This window comes from Pseudomonas sp. FJ2-5-13 (assembly GCF_029201605.1).
GTDB classification, from domain to species: Bacteria; Pseudomonadota; Gammaproteobacteria; order Pseudomonadales; family Pseudomonadaceae; genus Aquipseudomonas; species Aquipseudomonas lactis.
Genome location: NZ_CP104045.1, coordinates 3,032,579 through 3,052,674 on the forward strand (window position 1 = coordinate 3,032,579; position 20,096 = coordinate 3,052,674).

General features: G+C 58.7%; 18 protein-coding genes and 1 pseudogene. 8 read left to right on the plus strand and 11 right to left on the minus strand.

Annotated features, from left to right (window positions below; translation table 11 throughout):
- Positions 1 to 28 precede the first annotated feature (28 nt).
- The 5 genes and pseudogenes from N2A98_RS13170 to N2A98_RS13190 form a co-directional block, all read right to left on the minus strand.
- Positions 29 to 406 (minus strand): annotated as a pseudogene (locus N2A98_RS13170) (fimbria/pilus periplasmic chaperone); the annotation flags it as partial.
- An 8-nt stretch (positions 407 to 414) separates the two neighbouring features.
- Positions 415 to 1,419 (minus strand): fimbrial protein, encoded by a 1,005-nt coding sequence (locus N2A98_RS13175; protein ID WP_275623581.1) that lies wholly within the window; start codon positions 1,417 to 1,419, stop codon positions 415 to 417.
- A gap of 35 nt (positions 1,420 to 1,454) precedes the next feature.
- The gene (locus N2A98_RS13180) at positions 1,455 to 4,076 is read right to left on the minus strand and encodes a fimbria/pilus outer membrane usher protein (protein WP_275623582.1); all 2,622 of its coding nucleotides are present in this window, start codon (positions 4,074 to 4,076) and stop codon (positions 1,455 to 1,457) included.
- A gap of 2 nt (positions 4,077 to 4,078) precedes the next feature.
- Positions 4,079 to 4,852, minus strand: a complete 774-nt coding sequence (locus N2A98_RS13185; protein WP_052439805.1) for a fimbria/pilus periplasmic chaperone — start codon at positions 4,850 to 4,852, stop codon at positions 4,079 to 4,081.
- A gap of 53 nt (positions 4,853 to 4,905) precedes the next feature.
- Positions 4,906 to 5,466, minus strand: coding sequence for a fimbrial protein (locus N2A98_RS13190; RefSeq protein ID WP_032897223.1), 561 nt, complete (start codon positions 5,464 to 5,466; stop codon positions 4,906 to 4,908).
- Positions 5,467 to 5,756: 290 nt separating this feature from the next.
- Between N2A98_RS13190 and N2A98_RS13195 the strand changes: the two genes are divergently transcribed.
- Together N2A98_RS13195 and N2A98_RS13200 are read left to right on the plus strand one after the other, a co-directional pair.
- Positions 5,757 to 7,301: an EAL domain-containing protein gene (locus N2A98_RS13195; RefSeq protein ID WP_275623583.1), complete on the plus strand. Its 1,545-nt coding sequence runs from the start codon at positions 5,757 to 5,759 to the stop codon at positions 7,299 to 7,301.
- Positions 7,302 to 7,495: 194 nt separating this feature from the next.
- Positions 7,496 to 7,861 carry a histone-like nucleoid-structuring protein, MvaT/MvaU family gene (locus N2A98_RS13200; RefSeq protein ID WP_275623584.1) on the plus strand — a complete coding sequence of 122 codons (366 nt, stop codon included), beginning with the start codon at positions 7,496 to 7,498 and terminating at the stop codon, positions 7,859 to 7,861.
- A gap of 111 nt (positions 7,862 to 7,972) precedes the next feature.
- Here the strand turns inward: N2A98_RS13200 and N2A98_RS13205 are convergent, their stop codons facing one another.
- On the minus strand, positions 7,973 to 8,509 hold the full coding sequence (locus N2A98_RS13205; RefSeq protein ID WP_153474904.1) for a DUF4946 domain-containing protein: 537 nt from the start codon (positions 8,507 to 8,509) through the stop codon (positions 7,973 to 7,975).
- Positions 8,510 to 8,688: 179 nt separating this feature from the next.
- On the opposite strand from N2A98_RS13205, the gene gloA reads away from it, so the two are divergent.
- The gene (gloA, locus tag N2A98_RS13210; protein ID WP_003191301.1) at positions 8,689 to 9,210 is read left to right on the plus strand and encodes a lactoylglutathione lyase; all 522 of its coding nucleotides are present in this window, start codon (positions 8,689 to 8,691) and stop codon (positions 9,208 to 9,210) included.
- Between the two features lie 62 nt (positions 9,211 to 9,272).
- Here the strand turns inward: gloA and ahpF are convergent, their stop codons facing one another.
- The 3 genes from ahpF to N2A98_RS13225 all read right to left on the minus strand — a co-directional run bounded on the left by ahpF (position 9,273) and on the right by N2A98_RS13225 (position 12,598).
- On the minus strand, positions 9,273 to 10,838 hold the full coding sequence (gene ahpF / locus N2A98_RS13215; RefSeq protein WP_125970096.1) for an alkyl hydroperoxide reductase subunit F: 1,566 nt from the start codon (positions 10,836 to 10,838) through the stop codon (positions 9,273 to 9,275).
- 130 nt (positions 10,839 to 10,968) lie between these two features.
- Positions 10,969 to 11,532, minus strand: a complete 564-nt coding sequence (gene ahpC, locus N2A98_RS13220; protein ID WP_003191303.1) for an alkyl hydroperoxide reductase subunit C — start codon at positions 11,530 to 11,532, stop codon at positions 10,969 to 10,971.
- A gap of 133 nt (positions 11,533 to 11,665) precedes the next feature.
- The gene (locus N2A98_RS13225; protein ID WP_078467039.1) at positions 11,666 to 12,598 is read right to left on the minus strand and encodes a site-specific integrase; all 933 of its coding nucleotides are present in this window, start codon (positions 12,596 to 12,598) and stop codon (positions 11,666 to 11,668) included.
- 169 nt (positions 12,599 to 12,767) lie between these two features.
- On the opposite strand from N2A98_RS13225, the gene N2A98_RS13230 reads away from it, so the two are divergent.
- A complete protein-coding gene (locus tag N2A98_RS13230) occupies positions 12,768 to 13,775 on the plus strand; it encodes a DNA-binding protein (RefSeq protein ID WP_044273905.1) in 1,008 nt (335 codons plus the stop codon).
- Here N2A98_RS13230 and gorA read toward each other — a convergent pair whose 3' ends face one another.
- Complete coding sequence (gene gorA / locus N2A98_RS13235) at positions 13,776 to 15,134, minus strand: glutathione-disulfide reductase (RefSeq protein WP_044273907.1); 1,359 nt, start codon at positions 15,132 to 15,134, stop codon at positions 13,776 to 13,778.
- 249 nt (positions 15,135 to 15,383) lie between these two features.
- Between gorA and N2A98_RS13240 the strand changes: the two genes are divergently transcribed.
- A complete protein-coding gene (locus N2A98_RS13240; RefSeq protein ID WP_044273909.1) occupies positions 15,384 to 16,976 on the plus strand; it encodes a hypothetical protein in 1,593 nt (530 codons plus the stop codon).
- 150 nt (positions 16,977 to 17,126) lie between these two features.
- Here the strand turns inward: N2A98_RS13240 and galU are convergent, their stop codons facing one another.
- A complete protein-coding gene (galU, locus tag N2A98_RS13245) occupies positions 17,127 to 17,966 on the minus strand; it encodes a UTP--glucose-1-phosphate uridylyltransferase GalU (RefSeq protein WP_003173830.1) in 840 nt (279 codons plus the stop codon).
- 309 nt (positions 17,967 to 18,275) lie between these two features.
- Here galU and N2A98_RS13250 point away from each other — a divergent pair, with 309 nt between their 5' ends.
- From N2A98_RS13250 to N2A98_RS13260, 3 genes are all read left to right on the plus strand, one after another.
- Positions 18,276 to 18,461, plus strand: coding sequence for a hypothetical protein (locus tag N2A98_RS13250; protein WP_003191311.1), 186 nt, complete (start codon positions 18,276 to 18,278; stop codon positions 18,459 to 18,461).
- 499 nt (positions 18,462 to 18,960) lie between these two features.
- The gene (locus N2A98_RS13255) at positions 18,961 to 19,482 is read left to right on the plus strand and encodes a fimbrial protein (protein WP_032897213.1); all 522 of its coding nucleotides are present in this window, start codon (positions 18,961 to 18,963) and stop codon (positions 19,480 to 19,482) included.
- A 51-nt stretch (positions 19,483 to 19,533) separates the two neighbouring features.
- Complete coding sequence (locus N2A98_RS13260; protein WP_069557737.1) at positions 19,534 to 20,094, plus strand: fimbrial protein; 561 nt, start codon at positions 19,534 to 19,536, stop codon at positions 20,092 to 20,094.
- The last annotated feature ends 2 nt before the right edge of the window (positions 20,095 to 20,096 follow it).

Below are 20,096 nucleotides of genomic sequence, written 5' to 3' on the forward strand. Positions count from 1 at the left end.
GCGTGCGAAACGCCAATTGCAGTTGATGGCTCGCCGCGTCAGTGGGCCGGATCCCCAGCACATTCAGCCATTACACCACTTCCTGGGGATCGGTCGTGGCAGTCTGCGGAACCGGATGATAGATCACTCGCAATGCGTGCGATTTGCCCGCCTCCATCCTCAGGATCGGTGGCGTGACGGTAAACGGTACGTCACTCAGTTCCGGCGACGTCTGAGGGTCGCCTTCATCGATCCAGACTTGCACCAGCCTCGGGCTGTCCGCCTCGTTGCGCAGGTTGAGAGTTACCCCCCGTGCGGTGGCCGGGTAAATGAGCCGGGTACGATCTATCACGATTTCGGCCTGCGCTTTCGCCATAGATGCCGACAGTGCCAGACCGAGCACGCAGTTCAATAACACTCGGATCATCACGCCGACTACCGATAGGCCAAAGTGAAGGTCGCCAACCCGTTGGCCGTGCCCGGGCGGACGATGGCGCCGGTTTGTATGTAGCGCGCGGTCAAGGGAATCTGGAAGGTGCCGTTGCCGATGCTACCTGCCAACCATTGATTCGGCGTGCCGATAGCGGCGGCGTCGGGGCCGTAGCTGATCAGGCGATTGCCAAACAGCAGTTGCAGCGCCACGCCCTTGGCGGTGGAATTGGCGGTCAATGTCAGTTGGTCACTGCGATTGGCCGGTTGGGTCTGGTCGGTCAAGGTCAACAGCACATCGCTGTCAGCGCCCCCGCCACCAGCGCATTGCAAGGTGATGGTGCGGGTGGCATTGCCGGCCACGCTGCCAATGCCCTTGAATGCACGGCTCTCCACCGCCCCCAGCGGGATCGCCACGGAGGGCGTGGAGACCGTGCAGGTTGGCTTGCTCGGCGGGCCTACTTCAATACTGCCGAAGTTGAACGCGTGGTGCGTCTCGCTGGTGTACAGGTACAAGCCCGCGAAGGTCTGCGGCGCAATGGTGCCGCCCTGGATCGGGCCGGTTACTACCAAGAACAAGCGTCCGCGCAAGCCCCACGTAGGCAAACCTGGATGGATCGGGCCACGTAACACTGTGACCCCGGTAGTCACGGTTTGCATCGGTCCGACGTCACGGTCCTGCGCCATAAACGCAAACCCGACACCTTGCACGCCGGTCAGATGAATCGGCATGACGACCCCTGAGTGGAAGAAGTTACGTCCCGTCCAGGGAATCTCCCGAGCAATCCGCGTGGACGACCAATAGCGAACAATAAGGTTGGGCGGATATGTGCACCTCAACCCGTGCGCTACCTCGACGGGGTAGCCATCCGGGTTTCCCAGGGCCTGGCCGACCACAGGGTTGGCGGGCACCGTAATGCGCGGCACCGACAGCACCGTCGGCGGCGCGGGCGTACACGTCGCCTTGGCCTGGACATGGGGCGCGCTGGCAAGGGCGATGCAGGTCACCATTATAAGCCCTGCCAAACGTTGCCTACCGGGGCTGATCATCGGCTGCTGACCTCATCGTTGGCGGTGTTGGCGTGGCACCGGCTGACCAATTGGTCGGCATTTTCCTGGCGGTGCCCCGGTGGTCGCGGTGGCAGACGGTATGGGATATAGCAGCGGTCACTTGCCGCCTCGGTCCACCGCACGGTCAGCGTGCCCTGGTCGGCCACGCCGCGCACAAACGCCTTGCCGGCTTGCCCAATCACCCCGACTTCCCTGCCCTGCTCGTCGAACACCTGAGCGGCAAAAGGCAGCGGCTGACCGTTGCGATGGGTCGCCTTGATCACCACCGCACGGCCACTGACGGTCTCGAACTTGACCAGCGACACTGCGCCTCCTGTCGGTACCACCGAGTGATTCGATTCCTTGAGCTCCACATCCATGGGCATGCCTTCGGGGTCGATATCCACGTCATTGGGATGGTAGGCCCGCAAGCTCGGCAACACGCCATAGCCGTGTGAGTCGATGCGTACACCCCCACCGATCTGCGCGCCCTGGGCATCCGGTGCATACACCAGTGCCGACGCTTCACCGAGGCTTTGCGAGAGGGTCACGCCACCGCCATGGGCAATCAGCCCGCCGTCGGCGCTCATGGACACTTGTGCGTTGTTGCCACTCTGGCCGTAACCGGTGCGCAGGTTGGCCGTGCTGCTGCGATACCCGGCGTAGGCATTGAAGCTGGAACCGGCCTGGCTCCCCGTGCCCTGGCTGCCGGCCAGGCCGTAGTGCCCCTCTGACGCCTCGCCGAGCAAGCCATTGATACCCACTTGCTGTTGACTGCCCTTTGACTCGCCGGTGTCGCGCGACAACGCGCTGCTGAGAGTCGGCGCCGATGTGCCCTGGCCCAGCGGCATCGACAGGGTCAGCGCCAGACGATTATCGACGCGACCGGGTTGCAACGCGCGGCCGAAAAAGATCGCGTCACTGTGGTCACGATCGCTGGGTGGGTCGGCGTCGCTAACCCTTGAGCGCTGCGCCGAAATGTTCCAGTTGAGCTGCTTCCAGCGTGATCCATAGCTGAGGGTGAAGGATGTCTGGCGACCTTGCCGGCTCGCCCAGTAGTCAACCGAACTGCCGTACAGGCTCAAGGTGCCTTCGCCCAGTTGCTGGCTGATCGTCAGATCGAGACGGCTTTTCTGTCGGGCATAGCCCTTGATGTTCCCCTGCTGACGCGCCAGTTCCTGCACATTCAAAGCATCCGGCAGGCTCAGATAGCCGACCGTGGAGAAGCGGTAGGCGCCCAGCGCAAAATGGGTTCCGGAAAACGGCAGGTTCTTGTTGTAGGCCAGGCCCCAACTGTGTCCGCCAACCACCCCGTTGCCCTCGATGCGGGTGCGCGAATGCGTGGTGTCCAGGGCAAACGCGCCGATGGGCGTACTCATCGCCAGCCCGGCCTTGCCCTGCAAGTATCCCTGGGAAACCGCGCTGCCGCCGTACAGGCTCAGGCCATCGGTAAGGCCATGTTGCAATGTGCCCTGAAACACCATGGGGCGGGTCTTGCTGACCCCGCGTTGCTGCACTTGGCCCAACGTGGTGCTGTAGTGAGTGGCGCCCTGGCGCAATAACTGTGGGGCCACGGAATACGGCACGACAAAGGTGGTGCGGCGCCCGTCCACCTCGGTGACGCTGACATTGAGGTCGCCACCGTAGCCCGTGGGATATAGGTCGTCGATGACAAAGGGCCCCGGGGCAACCTGGGTTTCGTAGATCGTGTAGCCGTTCTGGCGCACCGTTACCGTGGCGTTGCTGTCGGCGATGCCGCGTATCTGCGGTGCATAGCCTTGTTGCGACGGCGCCAGCATGCGGTCATCGGTCGACAGAGTGACGCCCCGCACCCGCACGCCGTCGAGGACCTGGCCGTTACTGAAGCTGTCGCCAAGGGTCAGTTGCGAACGCCAGGCCGACAAGGGCCGTTGCAGGTACGTGGCGGTGTGTTGATAAGGCAGCAGACCGCCACGGGAAGTCCAGGCCTGGCCGCCTTGGTGGCGCAGGCGCCAGTCGCCGAGGTTGACGCCGCCGTTGAGGCCCAGGTAACCCCGACCGTCCCCCGCCCCCGACGTCACCGCTGCGGCGCTGAAGGTGTAATTGAGCAGCGCAACGTCGAGCCCTCTGTCCCAGCGGGCCGGGTCAACGTAACCGCGCGCGGCACGGCTGAGGTGGGCTTGGGGGATACTGACGTCGAGTGTCAGGGTCTCGGTGTCGAGTTGGCTGCTGGCCAGGGGGATCCATTGGGTAAATTCACGGCACTGCGTGTCGGCGCTACGTTTGTCAGGTGGCAGCACGACTCCGAGTTGGGCAAGTTCCAGCGCGCTCACGCAAGGCTGGACATCGTCCTGCCCCTTCCGGGAGACAAAGCTGATTTCACGGCGCCCCGCGGATTGCCCATTGAGCATCACATCCACACGGTAGACGCCAGGCGCCAATGCATTGCCCGTATTGAAACGCGAAATATCCACGGCAGTGGCAACGCCACTGGTGAACGCCTCGATATCAAACAACAGTGGCGCGGCCTCGGCCGGCAAGCATAAGGTTGTGAACACACCCAGCGACACCATCAGCCGCGAGTTGCACAACAGCCAGACAAACACGGGATGCCCAGTAAATGGCAGGTAAACAGACATAATCAAAACTTCAGGGGCGCTCGCTGCGGCGCGGAGAATGCGCCGTAATCATTGATGTATTTGAAATGCACCTGGGCGTCGGCGGGGATCGTCGGCAGGCTGCCGCGTACAGGCAGTTCGAGGCTGGCACCTGGCGGCACCATGCCTTCTTGTACCGGTATCAAGTGGGCGTCAGGCCGAGGGCCCAGCGCCAGTGCCACCTCGTTGAAGGTCACGTGAAAGGCCGTAGGGTTGTGTACGCGCAGTACGGCTGCGCGCTCGGTGCGCCTCAGACTCCAGCGCAGTTGCGCGGGGGCCTGGTCTGCACTGCCAGGCAAATGAGGGGGGCGAAAAAACACTTTGGTGCGGATACGAAAAGCAAACTGCAGGTGGTTTCCCTCAGGTGTTTGCTCGTCGAGCTCGGCCGCGTTGACGTTAGGGGGGATTTCCAAGGCATTGAGCCAGAACAATGATTCTCGATCTGACGGCAGCGGCTCCTGGGTGTAGACCAGCCGCACCCCCTGGCTTCTACCCGGATCCAGACGAAACACCGGGGGCGAGAGGCTGAATGGCACGTCGCTATGGGCGGGATCTGGAGTGGCATCGCCTTGATCCAGCCACACCTGGACCAGGCGCGGTGCCCGTTTATCGTCGTTGCTCAGGCGCAGGGTGATTTCACGGCGCTGCTGGGGGTAGATGTGCCGTGTGCCATCGATCACCACTCCCGCGTGGGCCGTGGACGGTAAGCCGGCGATGAGCGCAAAGGTGAGGCTCGCCAGTAATGTGCGAGAAAGCATGAGTCCATCCTTCAAGACAGGGCCTGGCGCATTGCCAGGCACCCTGGCCTTGATCAGGGGAATGTCACGGAATACAGCACTTGCGTGCTGATCGGGCCGGCGGTCGCTGCCCCTGTGGCGAAGTACTGAGCCGCAAATGGCAGCGTCACCGCGCCGCCGTCAGGCACTGTCGCGGTACTCGAACTCAGGCCCAGCCGCAGGTCCAGGGGCTGGTTGGTGACGCCGTCCACAATCTGTACTTCCACGAACTTTGCCGGTTCCGGCGTTGCCGGTGCCTGATTGACCAGGTTGCCGGTCGCCGGGTTGATCGCCGGGCTGCTGCTCTCGAATAACACCGCGACCACCGTGTCCTTCGGGCAACTGCCGACTTGGATAAAGAACGGCTTTACCCCCGCCGTCTGCCCGGCTGCCTTGAGTGCGCTGGCCTGGACCTTGTGCAGCGCAATGGCAAAGTCCGGCCCGGCGCCAGGTGCAGCGCCTGCCCCGCCACTGATGCTGCAGGTGGTGCCAGTGATCTCACCGGTCAGGGTGATAGTGCCGTCCGCCGCGAACGCCGGTAGAGCGACAACGCTGTTAGCCATCAACCAGGCAACGGCCAGTGCGATTTTTTTCATTGCTGCAAATTCCTGTGGAGTCGTTAAAAGGCTGCAAGGCGGCTTCCGAGATTCGAAAGGCACGCGCCGACCGTCCCGCCAAAATTGGGCTAGCACGGCACTGAGAGAGGCTGGAGGGGTACGGTCCTGAGTCTCTTACTTCTTGCAACGATGTTTATGTTGCCTAGATGAAATCCCCGCCACAACTGACCGAACGGCTAGGTCAACGCGCTCAAAACAACTGAGCAGGCCTGCGTATTGCCATCTATCATCGGCATATCTCACTCTTTTTCTCGTGACTGACCGCCCCTATGCCCCTGACCGTCAAAGGCCCACGAAGCCGAGCCGCACGCTATTTCATCAGTGCAACCAGCGGCGTGTTGCCCATCTTGCTGGGGGTTGTGATTCTGTATTGGCAAGCCGAGCGCACCCTTGAACAAAGCACGGCGCAAACCGCTCAAGAAGCGGTGCGCCAGTTCGACCTGATGCTCGACAACACCGCCATCGCTGCCCAGGCGTTGCTGCCGCTGGCCGGTAAACCGTGTGACAGCGCCGCCAAGTTGGCGCTACGTGAACAAGTCACGCGCCGGCCGTTTGTGCGGGCCACCACGCTGTCCTGGCAGAAAAACATCTATTGCAGCTCGTTGTTTGGCGGTCGCTACCAATCGCCCGTCAACCCCGACGACTACGTGGATGGGCGCCTGTGGTTGATGAAAGGCAACCCCGTCACACCCGATACCGCCCTGCTGGTGTACCGCCTGGTCCAAGGCGATCAAGGTGCGTTTGCCTCGGTTGACGGTTACCACCTCACCAACGCCTTGCGCTTGATCAGCCGTTACGCGTATTTGGTATTGCACGTCGGCCCGAACTGGCTGGGTGCCGACGGCAAAGTGCATCAAGGCGCGTTGCCGACATTTGCCGTGGCGCCACAGCGCCTGGCTTCCGAGCGCTATCAATACAGTGTCGAGGCCGGAATGCCCGAGGGTGAAGTCTTGCGCTATATGCAGGCGCGGTATCCGGCCCTGTTCAGCCTGGTGGTGTTCTTCGGGATATTGGCGGGGCTGCTCGCTCACTGGCTGCAAAAACGTTCGTCAGCGCCAACCCACGAGTTACAACGCGCCTTGGGGGCCAATGAGTTCATCCCCTATTTCCAACCGGTGGTACGCGGTGACACCCGCCAATGGGCCGGGTGTGAGGTGCTGATGCGTTGGAAGCATCCCAAAGAAGGGCTGGTGCGCCCGGACCTGTTTATTCCCCTGGCTGAAGACTCCGGCCTGATCGTGCCGATGACCCGTGCCCTGCTGCGCCAGACTGCCGCGCAACTGGCGCCTCATGCCGCGCGCTTCAGCCCAGGCTTTCATATCGGCGTGAATATCACTGCGCGCCATTGCCAGGACATGGCGCTTGTGCAGGACTGCCGGGAATTCCTCGCCGCGTTCCCACCCGGCCAGGTCACCCTGGTGCTGGAGTTGACCGAGCGGGAGTTGATCGAACCCACCGAGACCACCCGCCGCCTGTTCGAGGCGCTGCATCAAATGGGGGTCATGATCGCCATTGATGATTTTGGCACCGGCCACTCCAGCTTGGGCTATTTGCGCAATTTCAATGTCGACTACTTGAAGATCGATCAAAGCTTTGTCGCCATGATCGGTGCGGATGCGCTGTCTCGGCATATTCTGGACAGCATCATAGAGTTGTCGGTCAAGCTGGATCTAGGCATTGTTGCCGAAGGCGTAGAAACAGCCCAACAGTGTGAATACCTCGTTGCCCAAGGCGTGGATTTCCTACAGGGTTACCTGTTTGGCCGACCATTACCATGCGATGAATTCATTAAATCGTTGGGCATCGTGGAATAGCCTTGCGCGACCGATGATGAAAGATTGGTCTTTCTTTAAAAGACATGATTTACTCGGGCTGAATTAACTACTACAATTTTTTCTGCCTGTGCAGAACTCGCAGAAGGGTCTTTTTCGTTGACGTGGCTTAACGTTCTTGGCTTATAGCTTTGTCTGCAGTTGATATCAGCAACTACATTATTGGAGTATAGATTTTGTCCAGACTCGCCGAATTTCGCGCAGCAGAAAAAGCCCTTCAAGAGCAGCTTGCACAGCTGGAATCCTTGAAGAACGACGCTGGCCTGAAGAAAGAAATCGAATTCGAAGAAAAGCTCAAGAAGTTGATGGTCAGCTACGACAAAAGCTTGCATGACATAAAGGCCATCCTCGATCCAGCGCCACGCAAAGGCGGCGCACCGGCCGCTGCCGCGCCTAAACAGCGCCGCGCACGGGTGGTCAAGGTTTACCACAACCCGCACACCGGCGAGCTGATCGAGACCAAAGGTGGCAACCACCGCGGCCTCAAAGCCTGGAAAGAAGAGTACGGCGCTGCCACTGTAGACTCCTGGCTTCGCGGCTGAAACATGTACTAAAAAATAGCCCCGCATACGCGGGGCTTTTTTTGCTCTAACGGTTCGAAATCGAACTTAAATCAGCGTTCATGTTGTTCAAATTCGCTCAGCTTGAGCGGGTCAAAGTTTCAGACTGTTACGCACCAAACTGACTTCCTCCTTGCTCGCCTCGTACGCTTGCGCCTGGCCGGCGTATGAAAAAACATAGGCTTTGTCGACATCCAGCGCACCGACTAATGTTTGCGACAATACGTGTCGACCGTTCTCGGTAATCACGCAGGTAGTTTCCAACGCGTCAAGCCGACTCAATGTCGTGGGGTGCATTTTGCTGCACACGCTTTGATAACCGCCACGGGCAAAGTCTTTCTGGATCGACTTGCGCATCTCCAGCAACACGCCAGCAAGATTAACTTTATGGCCGGCCTCAATTGGCGTTCCGGTCAACTCCATGACCATCAACGTCGCACCATTTTCATCATTCTTGATCGCTCGCTGCCGGGACACGGCTTGGGGTTTGGCAGGGGGCTCGCCGTCAGGCACGACTTCTTCGACCTGCCAACCGCTGGGCCAATGGACTTCCGGCTCGGCGGCCAGCACAAACGGGCAGCCCAACAACACGCACACAGCACTCAACAGCGGCCTACGAAACTCGATCATTGCGAAAAACATCCAAGGTTCCAGCGGCAAAGTGTGCGGCCCGGCGCGCGCTGACCGCAAGGGTTGAGCGCGCTTTTTCATTTGGCGCAGCCGGTGCGCCTTGCGTATCATGGCCCGCCTGCATGGAGGCAGGCCGCAAGCCAATGGACCGCTCATCTCACATTTTTTCTGGAGGGCCCATGAGCCTGCACGAATTGAACACCTTCCCGGGCGTCACCGCCCAACCCGACAACGCCACGGCGAACTTCGTGTTCAACCACACCATGTTGCGGGTCAAGGACATCACCAAGTCGCTGGACTTCTACACGCGCATCCTGGGTTTCTCCCTGGTCGAGAAACGTGACTTCCCGGAAGCCGAATTCAGCCTGTACTTCCTGGCCCTGGTGGACAAGGCCCAGATCCCGGCCGACGCCGCCGAGCGTACCCAGTGGATGAAGTCGATTCCGGGCATCCTCGAACTGACCCACAACCACGGCACCGAAAACGATGCCGACTTTGCCTACCACAACGGCAACACCGACCCACGTGGCTTTGGCCATATCTGCATCTCGGTGCCGGACATTGTCGCGGCGTGCGAACGTTTCGAAGCCTTGGGCTGTGATTTCCAGAAGCGTCTGACGGATGGCCGCATGAAGAGCCTCGCGTTCATCAAAGACCCGGATGCTTATTGGGTCGAGATCATTCAGCCGGCGCCGATGTAAGCGTATCGAGCATAAAAAAACCCCATGATCGCTCATGGGGTTTTTCATTTTCAGCTCAGGATTTACGCCGGAGCAGAGGTACGGATCAGGTGATCGAACGCGCTCAACGAAGCCTTGGCGCCCTCGCCTACTGCAATCACGATCTGCTTGTACGGCACAGTCGTTACGTCACCGGCGGCGAACACGCCAGGCAGTGAAGTCTCGCCACGGGCATCGACAATGATCTCGCCACGCGGCGACAGTTCTACGGTGCCTTTGAGCCAATCCGTGTTGGGCAGCAAGCCAATCTGCACAAAGATGCCTTCCAGCTCGACGGTCTTGAACTCACCGCTGTCGCGGTCCTTGTAGGCAAGGCCGGTGACTTTCTGACCATCGCCTTTGACTTCACTGGTCAATGCGCTGGTGATCACATCCACGTTCGGCAGGCTGTAGAGCTTGCGTTGCAAGACAGCATCGGCGCGCAGCTTGCTGTCGAATTCAAGCAAGGTGACATGGCTGACGATACCGGCCAGGTCAATGGCCGCTTCCACGCCGGAGTTACCGCCGCCGATCACCGCCACACGCTTGCCCTTGAACAGCGGGCCATCGCAGTGCGGGCAGAAGCACACGCCGCGGGCCTTGTATTCCTGCTCACCGGGCACGCCCATCTCTCTCCAGCGGGCGCCTGTGGCCAGGATCACGGTCTTGGACTTGAGGGTGGCACCGCTTTCGAAGCGAATTTCGTGAAGCTCACCGGCATTTTTCGCCGGTACCAGGCTGCTGGCGCGCTGCAGGTTCATGATGTCGACATCGTACTGACGCACATGGGCTTCCAGTGCGCTGGCCAGTTTCGGCCCTTCGGTTTCCTGTACCGAGATAAAGTTCTCGATGGACATGGTGTCCAGTACCTGGCCACCAAAGCGTTCAGCCGCCACGCCAGTACGAATACCTTTACGTGCCGCGTAGATGGCAGCAGAAGACCCGGCCGGGCCACCGCCCACTACCAGGACGTCGAAGGCGTCCTTGGCGCTGATTTTTTCCGCGGCTTTCTCGATACCGCTGGTGTCGAGCTTGGCGAGGATCTCTTCGAGGCCCATACGGCCCTGGCCAAAGTTGATCCCGTTCAAGTAGACGCTCGGCACCGCCATGATCTGGCGCTCATCGACTTCGGCCTGGAACAGCGCACCATCAATCGCGACGTGGCGGATGTTGGGGTTCAGCACGGCCATCAGGTTCAGCGCCTGGACCACGTCCGGGCAGTTCTGGCACGACAGCGAGAAGTAAGTCTCGAAGCTGAACTCGCCTTTGAGGGCGCGAATCTGTTCAATCACCTCGACACTGGCCTTCGACGGGTGGCCACCGACTTGCAGCAGGGCCAGCACCAGCGAAGTGAATTCATGGCCCATGGGGATGCCGGCGAAACGCAGGTTGATATCGGCACCCGGGCGGTTGATGGAGAACGATGGCTTGCGCGCATCATTGCCATCGGTGTTCAGGGTAATCAGCGTGGAGAGGCTCGTTACGTCCTGCAAAAGAGCAAGCATTTCCTGGGATTTCGCACCGTCGTCGAGGGAGGCGACGATCTCGATCGGCTGGGTGACCCGTTCCAGGTATGACTTCAACTGAGCTTTAAGATTGGCATCCAACATACGGGCGATTTCCTGTTCATTCGGTTTATTGCAGACAAAAAAACGCCCGAGCGAATCTCGCCCGGGCGTTTTGAGGGCGGATGCAGCTTACTTAAGTGCGGATACCCGCCCTTGATACGCGTTCACAGACTTAGATCTTGCCGACCAGGTCCAAAGACGGCGCCAGAGTGGCCTCGCCTTCTTTCCACTTGGCTGGGCAGACTTCACCTGGGTGGGCAGCAACGTACTGAGCGGCCTTGATCTTGCGCAGCAGCTCGGAAGCGTCACGGCCTACACCACCGTCGTTCAGCTCAACGATCTTGATCTGACCTTCTGGGTTGATCACGAAGGTGCCGCGGTCTGCCAGGCCAGCTTCTTCGATCAGCACGTCGAAGTTGCGGGAGATGGTCAGGGTTGGGTCGCCGATCATGGTGTACTGGATTTTGCCAATGGCTGGCGAAGTGTTGTGCCAGGCAGCGTGGGCGAAGTGGGTGTCGGTGGAAACGCTGTAGATTTCGACGCCCAGCTTCTGGAATTCGGCGTAGTTGTCAGCCAGGTCTTCCAGTTCGGTTGGGCAAACGAAGGTGAAGTCGGCTGGGTAGAAGAATACAACCGACCACTTGCCTTTCAGGTCAGCGTCGGTCACATCGACGAAGCTGCCGTTTTTGAAAGCGGTGGCTTTAAACGGTTTTACTTGGCTGTTGATGATAGGCATCGTTGACTCTCCGTCAGGGGTTAAGAAGTTGATGAGATGAATCCTACCGGCTCTTTCGGTCGATGGCTCATTGGCAAACCTGATGCTGACGATTGGCTTTCTCTATCAGGTGACTGTATTAATAGAAGAAATCTCAAATCAGCGGTTGGGTTGCCAGGGTCATGCCTAGAAACGGCGTCGCTTCAACATAGCGCATCGCGGATTTCATGTCGTTCCAGCCGACGTAACTCATCAGCGACTTCAAATCCCAGCCGCTGCGGTGCGCCCAAGTGGCAAAGCCCCGGCGCAGGGAGTGGCTGGTGTATTGCTCGGCGGGTATGCCTGCACGCTCAAGGGCTTGGCGCAATAACGGAATCACGCTGTTGGGGTGCAAGCCCTCCTCGCCCAGGTTGCCCCAGCGGTCAATGCCGCGAAATACCGGCCCGCGCACCAAGGCCGAGGCACTGAGCCACTCGCTATAAGCCTGCACCGGGCACAGCCGCAGCAACGCCGGGGTCTGGTAAGTCTTGCCGAGGTTGTCGCGATCACTTTTGCTGCGCGGCAAGTACAGGCTGATGCCAGCGCCCGGCACGGCTTGCACATGCTCAATGCTTAATCGGCACAGCTCATCACTGCGAAAGCCGCGCCAGAAGCCCAGCAGAATCAGCGCAGCATCGCGCTTGGCCCGCAGCAAGCGTGGTGGGTCGTGATGCTCGCTGGCCTGTTTGGCTTCAATGTCCAGGGCAGCGATTACTTGCTCCAAATGCTGGAGCTGCAAAGGCTCGGCCTGTCGCTCTCGCGCCGGGTGCACGGCGCGGATGCCCTTGAGCACTTTGCGTACCACCGGCGCCTTCGTCGGGTCGGCAAATCCCTGACTGGTATGCCACTGCGCCAAGGCCGAGAGCCGCAGCTTCAAGGTATTCACTGCCAACACTCCCGCATGCGCCACCAAGTAACGCGCCACACTGTCGCTGGTGGCCGGCAGGAACCCTCCCCAACTGACTTCGAAATGCTCGATGGCCGCACGGTAGCTGCGGCGCGTGTTGTCGCGGGTGGCGGCGTTGAGATATCGGTCCAGGTCGCTCATAGGCGTCTATTCGTACTGCTGACAGATGGATGGCGGAGGAAAACACAGATGACACGGGATAATACGCCAATATCCCATCTGTTAAATCATGAATTTCAACGAGTTTTTAACCATGTTATAGTATGTACATACATACCATGTACCACAGTACTAAATCGACGGAGACCCCATGGCTCGTGGCGGCATAAACAAAGCAGTAGTGCAAACGGCACGCCTGGCGATCCTCGCCCGTGGCGAAAACCCCAGCATCGATGCAGTGCGTATCGAAATGGGTAATACCGGCTCGAAAACCACGATTCATCGCTATTTGAAAGAGCTGGACGAAAGCGAAACGCGGCAAACCATCACCCAGGCGCCAATTGACGATGAGCTTGGCGAACTGGTCGCACGCCTGTCCCAACGCCTCAAAGAGAAGGCCCAGGAGCCGATCGACCTGGCCCTGGCGCAATTCGAGCAACACAAAGCCGCCCTGCTCGCCCAGGTAGAAACCCTGGAAGAAGCGCACACCCAGCTCAAACAGCAATTTGATATCCAGGCCGCAGCCCTCGCCGAAGAAAGCGCGGCGCTACAAACCGCCAGCACCAGCCTGCAGACCGAGCAAACCCGTAACGCCGGGCTGAGCCAGGCGTGCAGCGATTACGAGCTAAGGCTCAATGACAAGGACGAGCAGATTCGCTCCCTGGAAGAAAAACACCTGCACGCCCGTGATGCGCTTGAGCATTACCGCAATGCCATCAAGGAACAGCGCGAGCAGGAACAGCGTCGCCATGAAGGCCAGTTGCAGCAGGTTCAGGCCGAATTGCGCCAGGCACAGCAAAGCGCACTGGTGCGCCAAGATGAAATCACCCAGTTGCATCGCGATAACGAGCGTCTGCTGAGTGAGCAGCGAGTGACCGCCAAGGAATTGAATGCGCTGCAGGAGCAAACTCGTCAGGACCAGGCGCTACAGCTGAAACTCAAGGAGCAGCTCAGCCAGATCGACAGCGAGCGCACCCTGCTCCAGGAACGCCTGCGCGTGGCCGTGCAAGACAGCCAATCACGCCAGGCGGCACTGCTGGAACACCAGCAGCACAACAAGGCGCTTGAGCTGGACCTGGTCAAGGCCCAGGCAAGCATCGAAGCCCTGCGCCTGGCGGCCGTCGTTGCAACGGCGCCAGAGGCAGCAGAGCCAACCTGATCAATCCGCCACAGGCGTGCGCATGGTGACGAATTCTTCCGCCGCCGTAGGATGCACGCCGATGGTTTCGTCGAAATGCTGTTTGGTCGCGCCCGCCTTGAGCGCGATCGCCAGCCCTTGCACGATTTCACCCGCATCCGGGCCGACCATATGGCAACCCAGCACTTTGTCGGTGTCGGCGTCGACCACCAGCTTCATCAGGGTCTTTTCCTGGCAATCGGTGAGGGTCAGCTTCATCGGCCGGAAACGGCTTTCAAAGACCTGCACGTTGTGGCCGTTCTTGCGTGCATCCTCTTCCGTCAGACCGACTGTGCCAATGTTTGGCAGGCTGAACACCGCCGTCGCGATATTGGCGTAATCCACCGCGCGGTATTGCTCGGGCTTGAACAACCGCCGCGCCACGGCCATGCCTTCAGCCAGCGCCACCGGCGTTAGCTGCACACGACCAATCACATCGCCAATCGCCAGGATCGACGGCTCGGCGGTCTGGTAGAGATCATCCACCGCGACGAAACCGCGCTCGTCCAGTTTGACCCCGGTATTTTCCAGGCCCAGGTTATCCAGCATCGGACGGCGGCCGGTGGCGTAGAACACGCAATCGGCTTCCAGCACGCGACCATCCTTCAAGGTGGCTTTGAGGCTGCCGTCGGCTTGCTTGTCGATACGTTCGATGTCGGCATTGAACTGCAAGTCCAGGCCGCGCTTGGTCAGCTCTTCTTGCAGATGTTTGCGCACCGAACCATCAAAGCCGCGCAAGAACAGGTCGCCGCGATACAGCAAGGAAGTGTGTGCACCCAGGCCGTGGAAGATGCCGGCGAACTCAACGGCGATATAACCGCCGCCCACCACCAGCACGCGCTTGGGTAGCTCTTTAAGGAAGAATGCCTCATTGGAACCAATGGCGTGCTCGCGCCCCGGAATCTCAGGGATCTGCGGCCAGCCACCGGTGGCGATCAGGATGTGCTTGGCAGTGAAGCGCTCACCATTAATCTCCACCTGATGGGCATCGACCAGGCGTGCATGCCCTTCGTGCAATGTCACGCCGCTGTTGACCAACAGGTTGCGATAGATGCCGTTGAGGCGGTTGATCTCGCGATCCTTGTTGGCGATCAAGGTCGCCCAGTCAAAGTTCGCCTCGCCCAGGGACCAGCCAAAGCCGCTGGCCTGTTCAAAATCTTCGGCAAAATGCGCGCCGTACACCAACAACTTCTTTGGGACACAGCCGACGTTCACGCAGGTGCCGCCCAAGTAACGGCTCTCCGCCACAGCCACCTTGGCGCCAAAGCCAGCGGCAAAGCGCGCCGCGCGAACACCGCCGGAACCGGCGCCAATTACATACAGGTCAAAATCGTAGGCCATTTCACTCTCCTCGGCAGGACACCAGCATACCGACTTAGGTGGGGACGAGAAACGAAAAAGCCAATCGACATACCTTGCCACATTCAAATACGAGGCCCTAGAGAGCGCATTGTCACGACGGTCTTTAACGGCTAGTTAAAAACCGTAGGCGTCACCTGTCATTGTTGACAGTAGAAGGCTGATTGACGATCCGTAATGATACTTCGGTGCCGTAAACACTCACCGCATCCGAAATGAGGAAGCATCGCTATGATTTTCGGCTATCGCTTTACGCTTAGTTCAAGATTTTTTAGCCGACTCACGCTCATTGTGCTGGCTGCATGGATCACTTCCAGCCATGCCGACAGCATGCTTGTCTCAATTCCAAATCCTCACACCTCACCCGCTGCTGGAGTGGCTCCGCTGTTATCGGCCACTGCGCCGGGGTCAGATCGTTTCTTCGCTGTAGGTTTAATGAAGAAGACTCAAGGGCTCGCGTGGGAATGCACGGCGACATTGGTGGCTAGCAGCGAAACACCCAATGATACTCAGGCCGCGCTTATTCTCACTGCGGGGCATTGCAGTGTTGATCCTTTGTTGAGCATTGATAGCGGTGACAATGACGTCGTCATTGATAAACCCATGGCAGTTGGCTTTGCTTTTTCCCCCGCCTATTTTTTTGACAATGTTAATGAGCACCATTGGTACAGCATCAAACGTATAGTTTATTCAAGCATGAAAGGGTCGGACGTCGGGTTGCTGGAACTGGCTGCAACCTACGGCGAACTTCGCTCAAGAGGCGTGAAGCCGTTACTGTTAAAGAATTTTGATGCGTCCGACCGCGCCATTGAACTGGCACATATACCCCAGGGCGCTTTTCCTGGCGGATTTTTTCTGCGCCACTCAGTTTGCCAATCGCAGCCGCCCACGCCTCTTTTCGAAAGCGCCTGGCCTATCCGACCAGACCTTCCCTGGTATTGGTCCGACGCTCGTGCCAACGACTGTATTGGCGTATACGGCGGCTCCTCCGGCTCCCCGGTTTTTGCGAAAGATGGCAAGCGGGTAATCGGCATACTATCTACAGCGACCGACTCTTACTTGAATGGTTGTGGCTTCGCCCGGCCCTGCGAACTCGCGCCTGCCGGCACGGTAAGTCGGCCTGAGGCGGTATACACCCACTCGGTTGATCATATTCTTGCGGCATTTCGACCAGATAACACCTTGGACCTGAGCAACCTTGACCCGGGTACCGGGATAGCTATCGAACGCGTGGGCTCTTGGTCGACCCGCTCCGCAGCCCCCAACGAGCACGGTCAATTGCAACCGGCGTCTTGGGGCCTGAAGATCAGTAAAGGCTTCGAATGGATTCGCTACAAGAGCGGATCAGCCAGCTCAATTCAATGCGCACTGCCAAAAGGATATGGGGCGCCAGTCAGGGCGGTTGATCAACCCCTGCTTAAACTCCCCGTCGATCAAAGGGAGGGGGTTCAGGCGATATGCATCATTGGCAAACGCTTTGGACAGACGTCCTGGCAACCCATGAAGTTTGCGACCGTTAAATTACGCCAGCTGGATGACACAGCCCCGCAGAGCAAGCCGGAAGTCGACGTGTATGAACACAGCCCTGACGAATGGCAAATAACCACAGCCTCTCGGCTGAACGAAATTGTCCAGACGTATTATAAATACGGGGCGCTCGATTCAATTGACTGCAAGAATGAAAGCGGTTACGCCCTCGTGAGAGAGACGCTCATACTGCCAAAAGATCGGAACTGGCGTTATTGCGCCTACGGAAAAGACGAGGCCGGCAATAAAACGCTTATTATCACCAGGGACCTCAAAATCGAAACAGCGAAACATTAACCCGCCATTCATCTGCTGGCATCAACACTCTTCGCTTTAGAGGTCAAAAGCAGAACGCGTGCGCCTAACGCATGAAACAAAATGCCCCGAACAATCGGGGCATTTGTTTAGGTCGCTGAAACGACCTGCTGGAGCAACGGCTTACATGAATCAGTAAGCCTTGCCCGTTTTGTAGAAATGCTCGTAGCAGAAGTTGGTCGCTTCGATGTAGCCCTCAGCACCGCCGCAGTCGAAACGTTGGCCCTTGAACTTGTAGGCAATCACGCAACCGTCTTTGGCTTGCTTGAGCAGAGCGTCGGTGATCTGGATCTCGCCGCCCTTGCCTGGCTCGGTCTCTTCGATCAGCTTGAAGATGTCCGGGGTAAGAATGTAACGACCGATGATCGCCAGGTTCGACGGTGCATCTTCCGGTGCTGGCTTCTCGACCATGTCACGTACGCGGATCAGGCCATCGCCAATATCGTCACCGGCGATAACACCGTACTTATTGGTTTCGGTAGGGTTGACTTCCATCACCGCAACGATGGTGCAACGGTATTTCTGGTAGAGCTTGACCATCTGGGTCAGCACACCGTCGCCTTCCAGGTTGACGCACAAGTCATCAGCCAGGACCACGGCGAACGGTTCGTCACCGATCAGCGGGCGGCCGGTAAGGATGGCGTGGCCGAGGCCTTTCATTTGAGTCTGACGGGTGTAGGAGAACGAGCACTCGTCGAGCAATTTACGGATGCCGACCAGGTATTTTTCCTTGTCGGTGCCCTTGATCTGGTTTTCCAGCTCATAGCTGATGTCGAAGTGGTCTTCCAGCGCGCGCTTACCACGACCCGTGACGATGGAGATCTCGTTCAAACCGGCATCCAGAGCCTCTTCCACACCGTACTGAATCAGTGGCTTGTTCACCACTGGCAGCATTTCTTTGGGCATGGCTTTGGTCGCTGGCAAGAAGCGAGTGCCGTAACCGGCTGCTGGGAACAAGCATTTCTTGATCATATGAGTCCTTACAAAGGGCTGTGCGTACGGAATTCGGCGCAGTCTAATCAGGCCGCAGTCACCTTACAATGGGTCCTGCTGGCGTTGCGATGTCATCATAGAGAAAAAATGTCGGCGTAAGTTCCGCTGATCCTGCAAAGCGCATCACCAACGGTCGATCAGAACCCGACTTGGCCCCTTGTTTAAAGGGCTGCAATGGTTTTAGCACGCTTTTGCCCCCCTGGCACTGACCTGCAACAACTTGCGCCCTGCCCCGGCAATTGGCGTTATCATGAGCGCCTTGAACCAAGACCACGAGATTGCCAACAGATGTCAGAACCCAAAGGTGTAAACGGCTACCTGATCACGAAGCGAGCAGACGGCTGGCACTTGATCAATTTTCACGGCGACAGCGTTGCCGGCGTATTCGAGACCGAAAGCATGGCGATTGCCGTAGCCGAGGTGTTTGTGGATGAGGCAGGCCATGCATCGAGCAAGCGGCCGAAAACCAAGTAAGCCTCGTTGCTCTGCGAAAGCCCCGTTAAGCGGGGCTTTTTTGTGGCTGTTGACCTGCCAGCCTCACGGCCTCTTCGCCCGTAACCCGGTTAGTTGTTTCGCGCTATTAATGTCTATTGATTTTCACTGTATGTCATCCCATTCTTACAGCTATAACCCCAACTAAATTATTCTCATTTAGCAGCGTGTAGTTCATTTCTTACAGCCAAAATCAAAGTTTTGGCAAAGTGCCATATTCTTCCTATACGTCGCGATACTGCCTGCCCACATCAATAAGCGAATGTGACGACTTACTTTTTCAAGTCGCCATCACACAATTGCTTCCGCCTCAACCGTGCGCCCAAATGGCAATACAACTAATTGGAAAGTTTTAACTTCTGATTGGTACTCGACTGGCGATCAGCCGAGTTTGCTGCCGGCCACTCTTGAGGTGAAACGTCAGCCCCACGCCAACAGGTGGCGGGGCTCTTCCATGACATTTTTATGTGGGCATCTGCAAATGAAAACTACGTTCAAAACTGCACTGTTAACCATCGGCCTGTTCGCGGGTTCCATGTCCGGCGCTCAGGCGGCAGATGGAACGGTTACCTTTCTGGGATCGGTCCACTCGGGTGCCTGCTCCATCAAGCCTGAATCGGTAGATCAGACCATTCATCTGGGCGCCATCGCCAAGCATCAATTGCAGGCAGGCGGTAAGTCCGAAGCTCGCCGTGTGCTGATTGAACTGGAAGGTTGCGACCTGACAAATCTGACTGATAACACCGTGACCACGACGTTCACGGCTGCGCCATCAACTGACGTGCCTGGCGCAATCGGCACCGTCGGTACCGCAGGCCGCGTCGGCATCATGATGACCCATGGCGGCAGCCCTATCCAACTGGGTGTGGCAACCACGCCCCAGGCCATTTCCACCGGTGACAACACGCTGGAATTCGGCGCCTTTGTTCAAGGCGCGGCGACCGGCGACATCGTGCCGGGTGACTTCAGCGCGGTCACCAATTTCACCTTGGCTTATCAGTAAGTAGCCCCCCCGCCACTTCAGGGTGGCGGGGGGAACGGGTGGGAGAAAACGGTGAAAAAACTCATAAGTCTGGCGATGAGCTCGTCACTGGCGGTGGTCATCAGCCCTTGGGTGTTCGCGCAGGAGACTGCGCAAGGTGAAGGGGTCATCACGCTCGGTGGCAGGGTCGTTGACTCCGCGTGCGGGTTGGAACTGACCAGTGCCGATCAAACCATCGAGATGCCCGCCGAGCCCATTGGGCGGCTGTTGCGAAATGCGTTGGGCGAGCCACACCCCTTTGATTTGCGCCTGGTCAACTGCTCATTGACGCGCCCGGACCCTTTACGGCCGGGTGCAACGCTACCTGACTGGGAGCATTTGCGGGTCACGTTCGACGGCCCGCGCGACCGCGACGGTCGCTCTTTTGCTGCCTTCGGCGATTCACAGGGTGTTGCCTTTCACATCTGGGATTCGGCCGGCCAGGAGAGCGTGCCGGGCGAGCCGATGGCGCCGCATCCCTTGGCCGAAGGCGACATGACACTTCACTACACGTTGCGGCTGGTGGGCAACGGGTTGCCCTTGGCGCCGGGCGCTCACCGCGTCGCCGTGCGGTTCAAGTTGGAATACTTTTGAAC

Bases quoted from the DNA above. Each gene is read 5' to 3' on its own strand.
- N2A98_RS13175 (WP_275623581.1), bottom strand. From the start codon at position 1,419: ATGGTGACCTGCATCGCCCTTGCCAGCGCGCCCCATGTCCAGGCCAAG.
- N2A98_RS13180 (WP_275623582.1), bottom strand. From the start codon at position 4,076: ATGTCTGTTTACCTGCCATTTACTGGGCATCCCGTGTTTGTCTGGCTG.
- N2A98_RS13185 (WP_052439805.1), bottom strand. From the start codon at position 4,852: ATGCTTTCTCGCACATTACTGGCGAGCCTCACCTTTGCGCTCATCGCC.
- galU (WP_003173830.1), bottom strand. From the start codon at position 17,966: ATGATCAAGAAATGCTTGTTCCCAGCAGCCGGTTACGGCACTCGCTTC.
- N2A98_RS13240 (WP_044273909.1), top strand. From the start codon at position 15,384: ATGATTTTCGGCTATCGCTTTACGCTTAGTTCAAGATTTTTTAGCCGA.
- N2A98_RS13195 (WP_275623583.1), top strand. From the start codon at position 5,757: ATGCCCCTGACCGTCAAAGGCCCACGAAGCCGAGCCGCACGCTATTTC.
- gorA (WP_044273907.1), bottom strand. From the start codon at position 15,134: ATGGCCTACGATTTTGACCTGTATGTAATTGGCGCCGGTTCCGGCGGT.
- N2A98_RS13230 (WP_044273905.1), top strand. From the start codon at position 12,768: ATGGCTCGTGGCGGCATAAACAAAGCAGTAGTGCAAACGGCACGCCTG.
- N2A98_RS13250 (WP_003191311.1), top strand. From the start codon at position 18,276: ATGTCAGAACCCAAAGGTGTAAACGGCTACCTGATCACGAAGCGAGCA.
- N2A98_RS13205 (WP_153474904.1), bottom strand. From the start codon at position 8,509: ATGATCGAGTTTCGTAGGCCGCTGTTGAGTGCTGTGTGCGTGTTGTTG.
- gloA (WP_003191301.1), top strand. From the start codon at position 8,689: ATGAGCCTGCACGAATTGAACACCTTCCCGGGCGTCACCGCCCAACCC.
- N2A98_RS13190 (WP_032897223.1), bottom strand. From the start codon at position 5,466: ATGAAAAAAATCGCACTGGCCGTTGCCTGGTTGATGGCTAACAGCGTT.
- N2A98_RS13225 (WP_078467039.1), bottom strand. From the start codon at position 12,598: ATGAGCGACCTGGACCGATATCTCAACGCCGCCACCCGCGACAACACG.
- N2A98_RS13255 (WP_032897213.1), top strand. From the start codon at position 18,961: ATGAAAACTACGTTCAAAACTGCACTGTTAACCATCGGCCTGTTCGCG.
- ahpF (WP_125970096.1), bottom strand. From the start codon at position 10,838: ATGTTGGATGCCAATCTTAAAGCTCAGTTGAAGTCATACCTGGAACGG.
- ahpC (WP_003191303.1), bottom strand. From the start codon at position 11,532: ATGCCTATCATCAACAGCCAAGTAAAACCGTTTAAAGCCACCGCTTTC.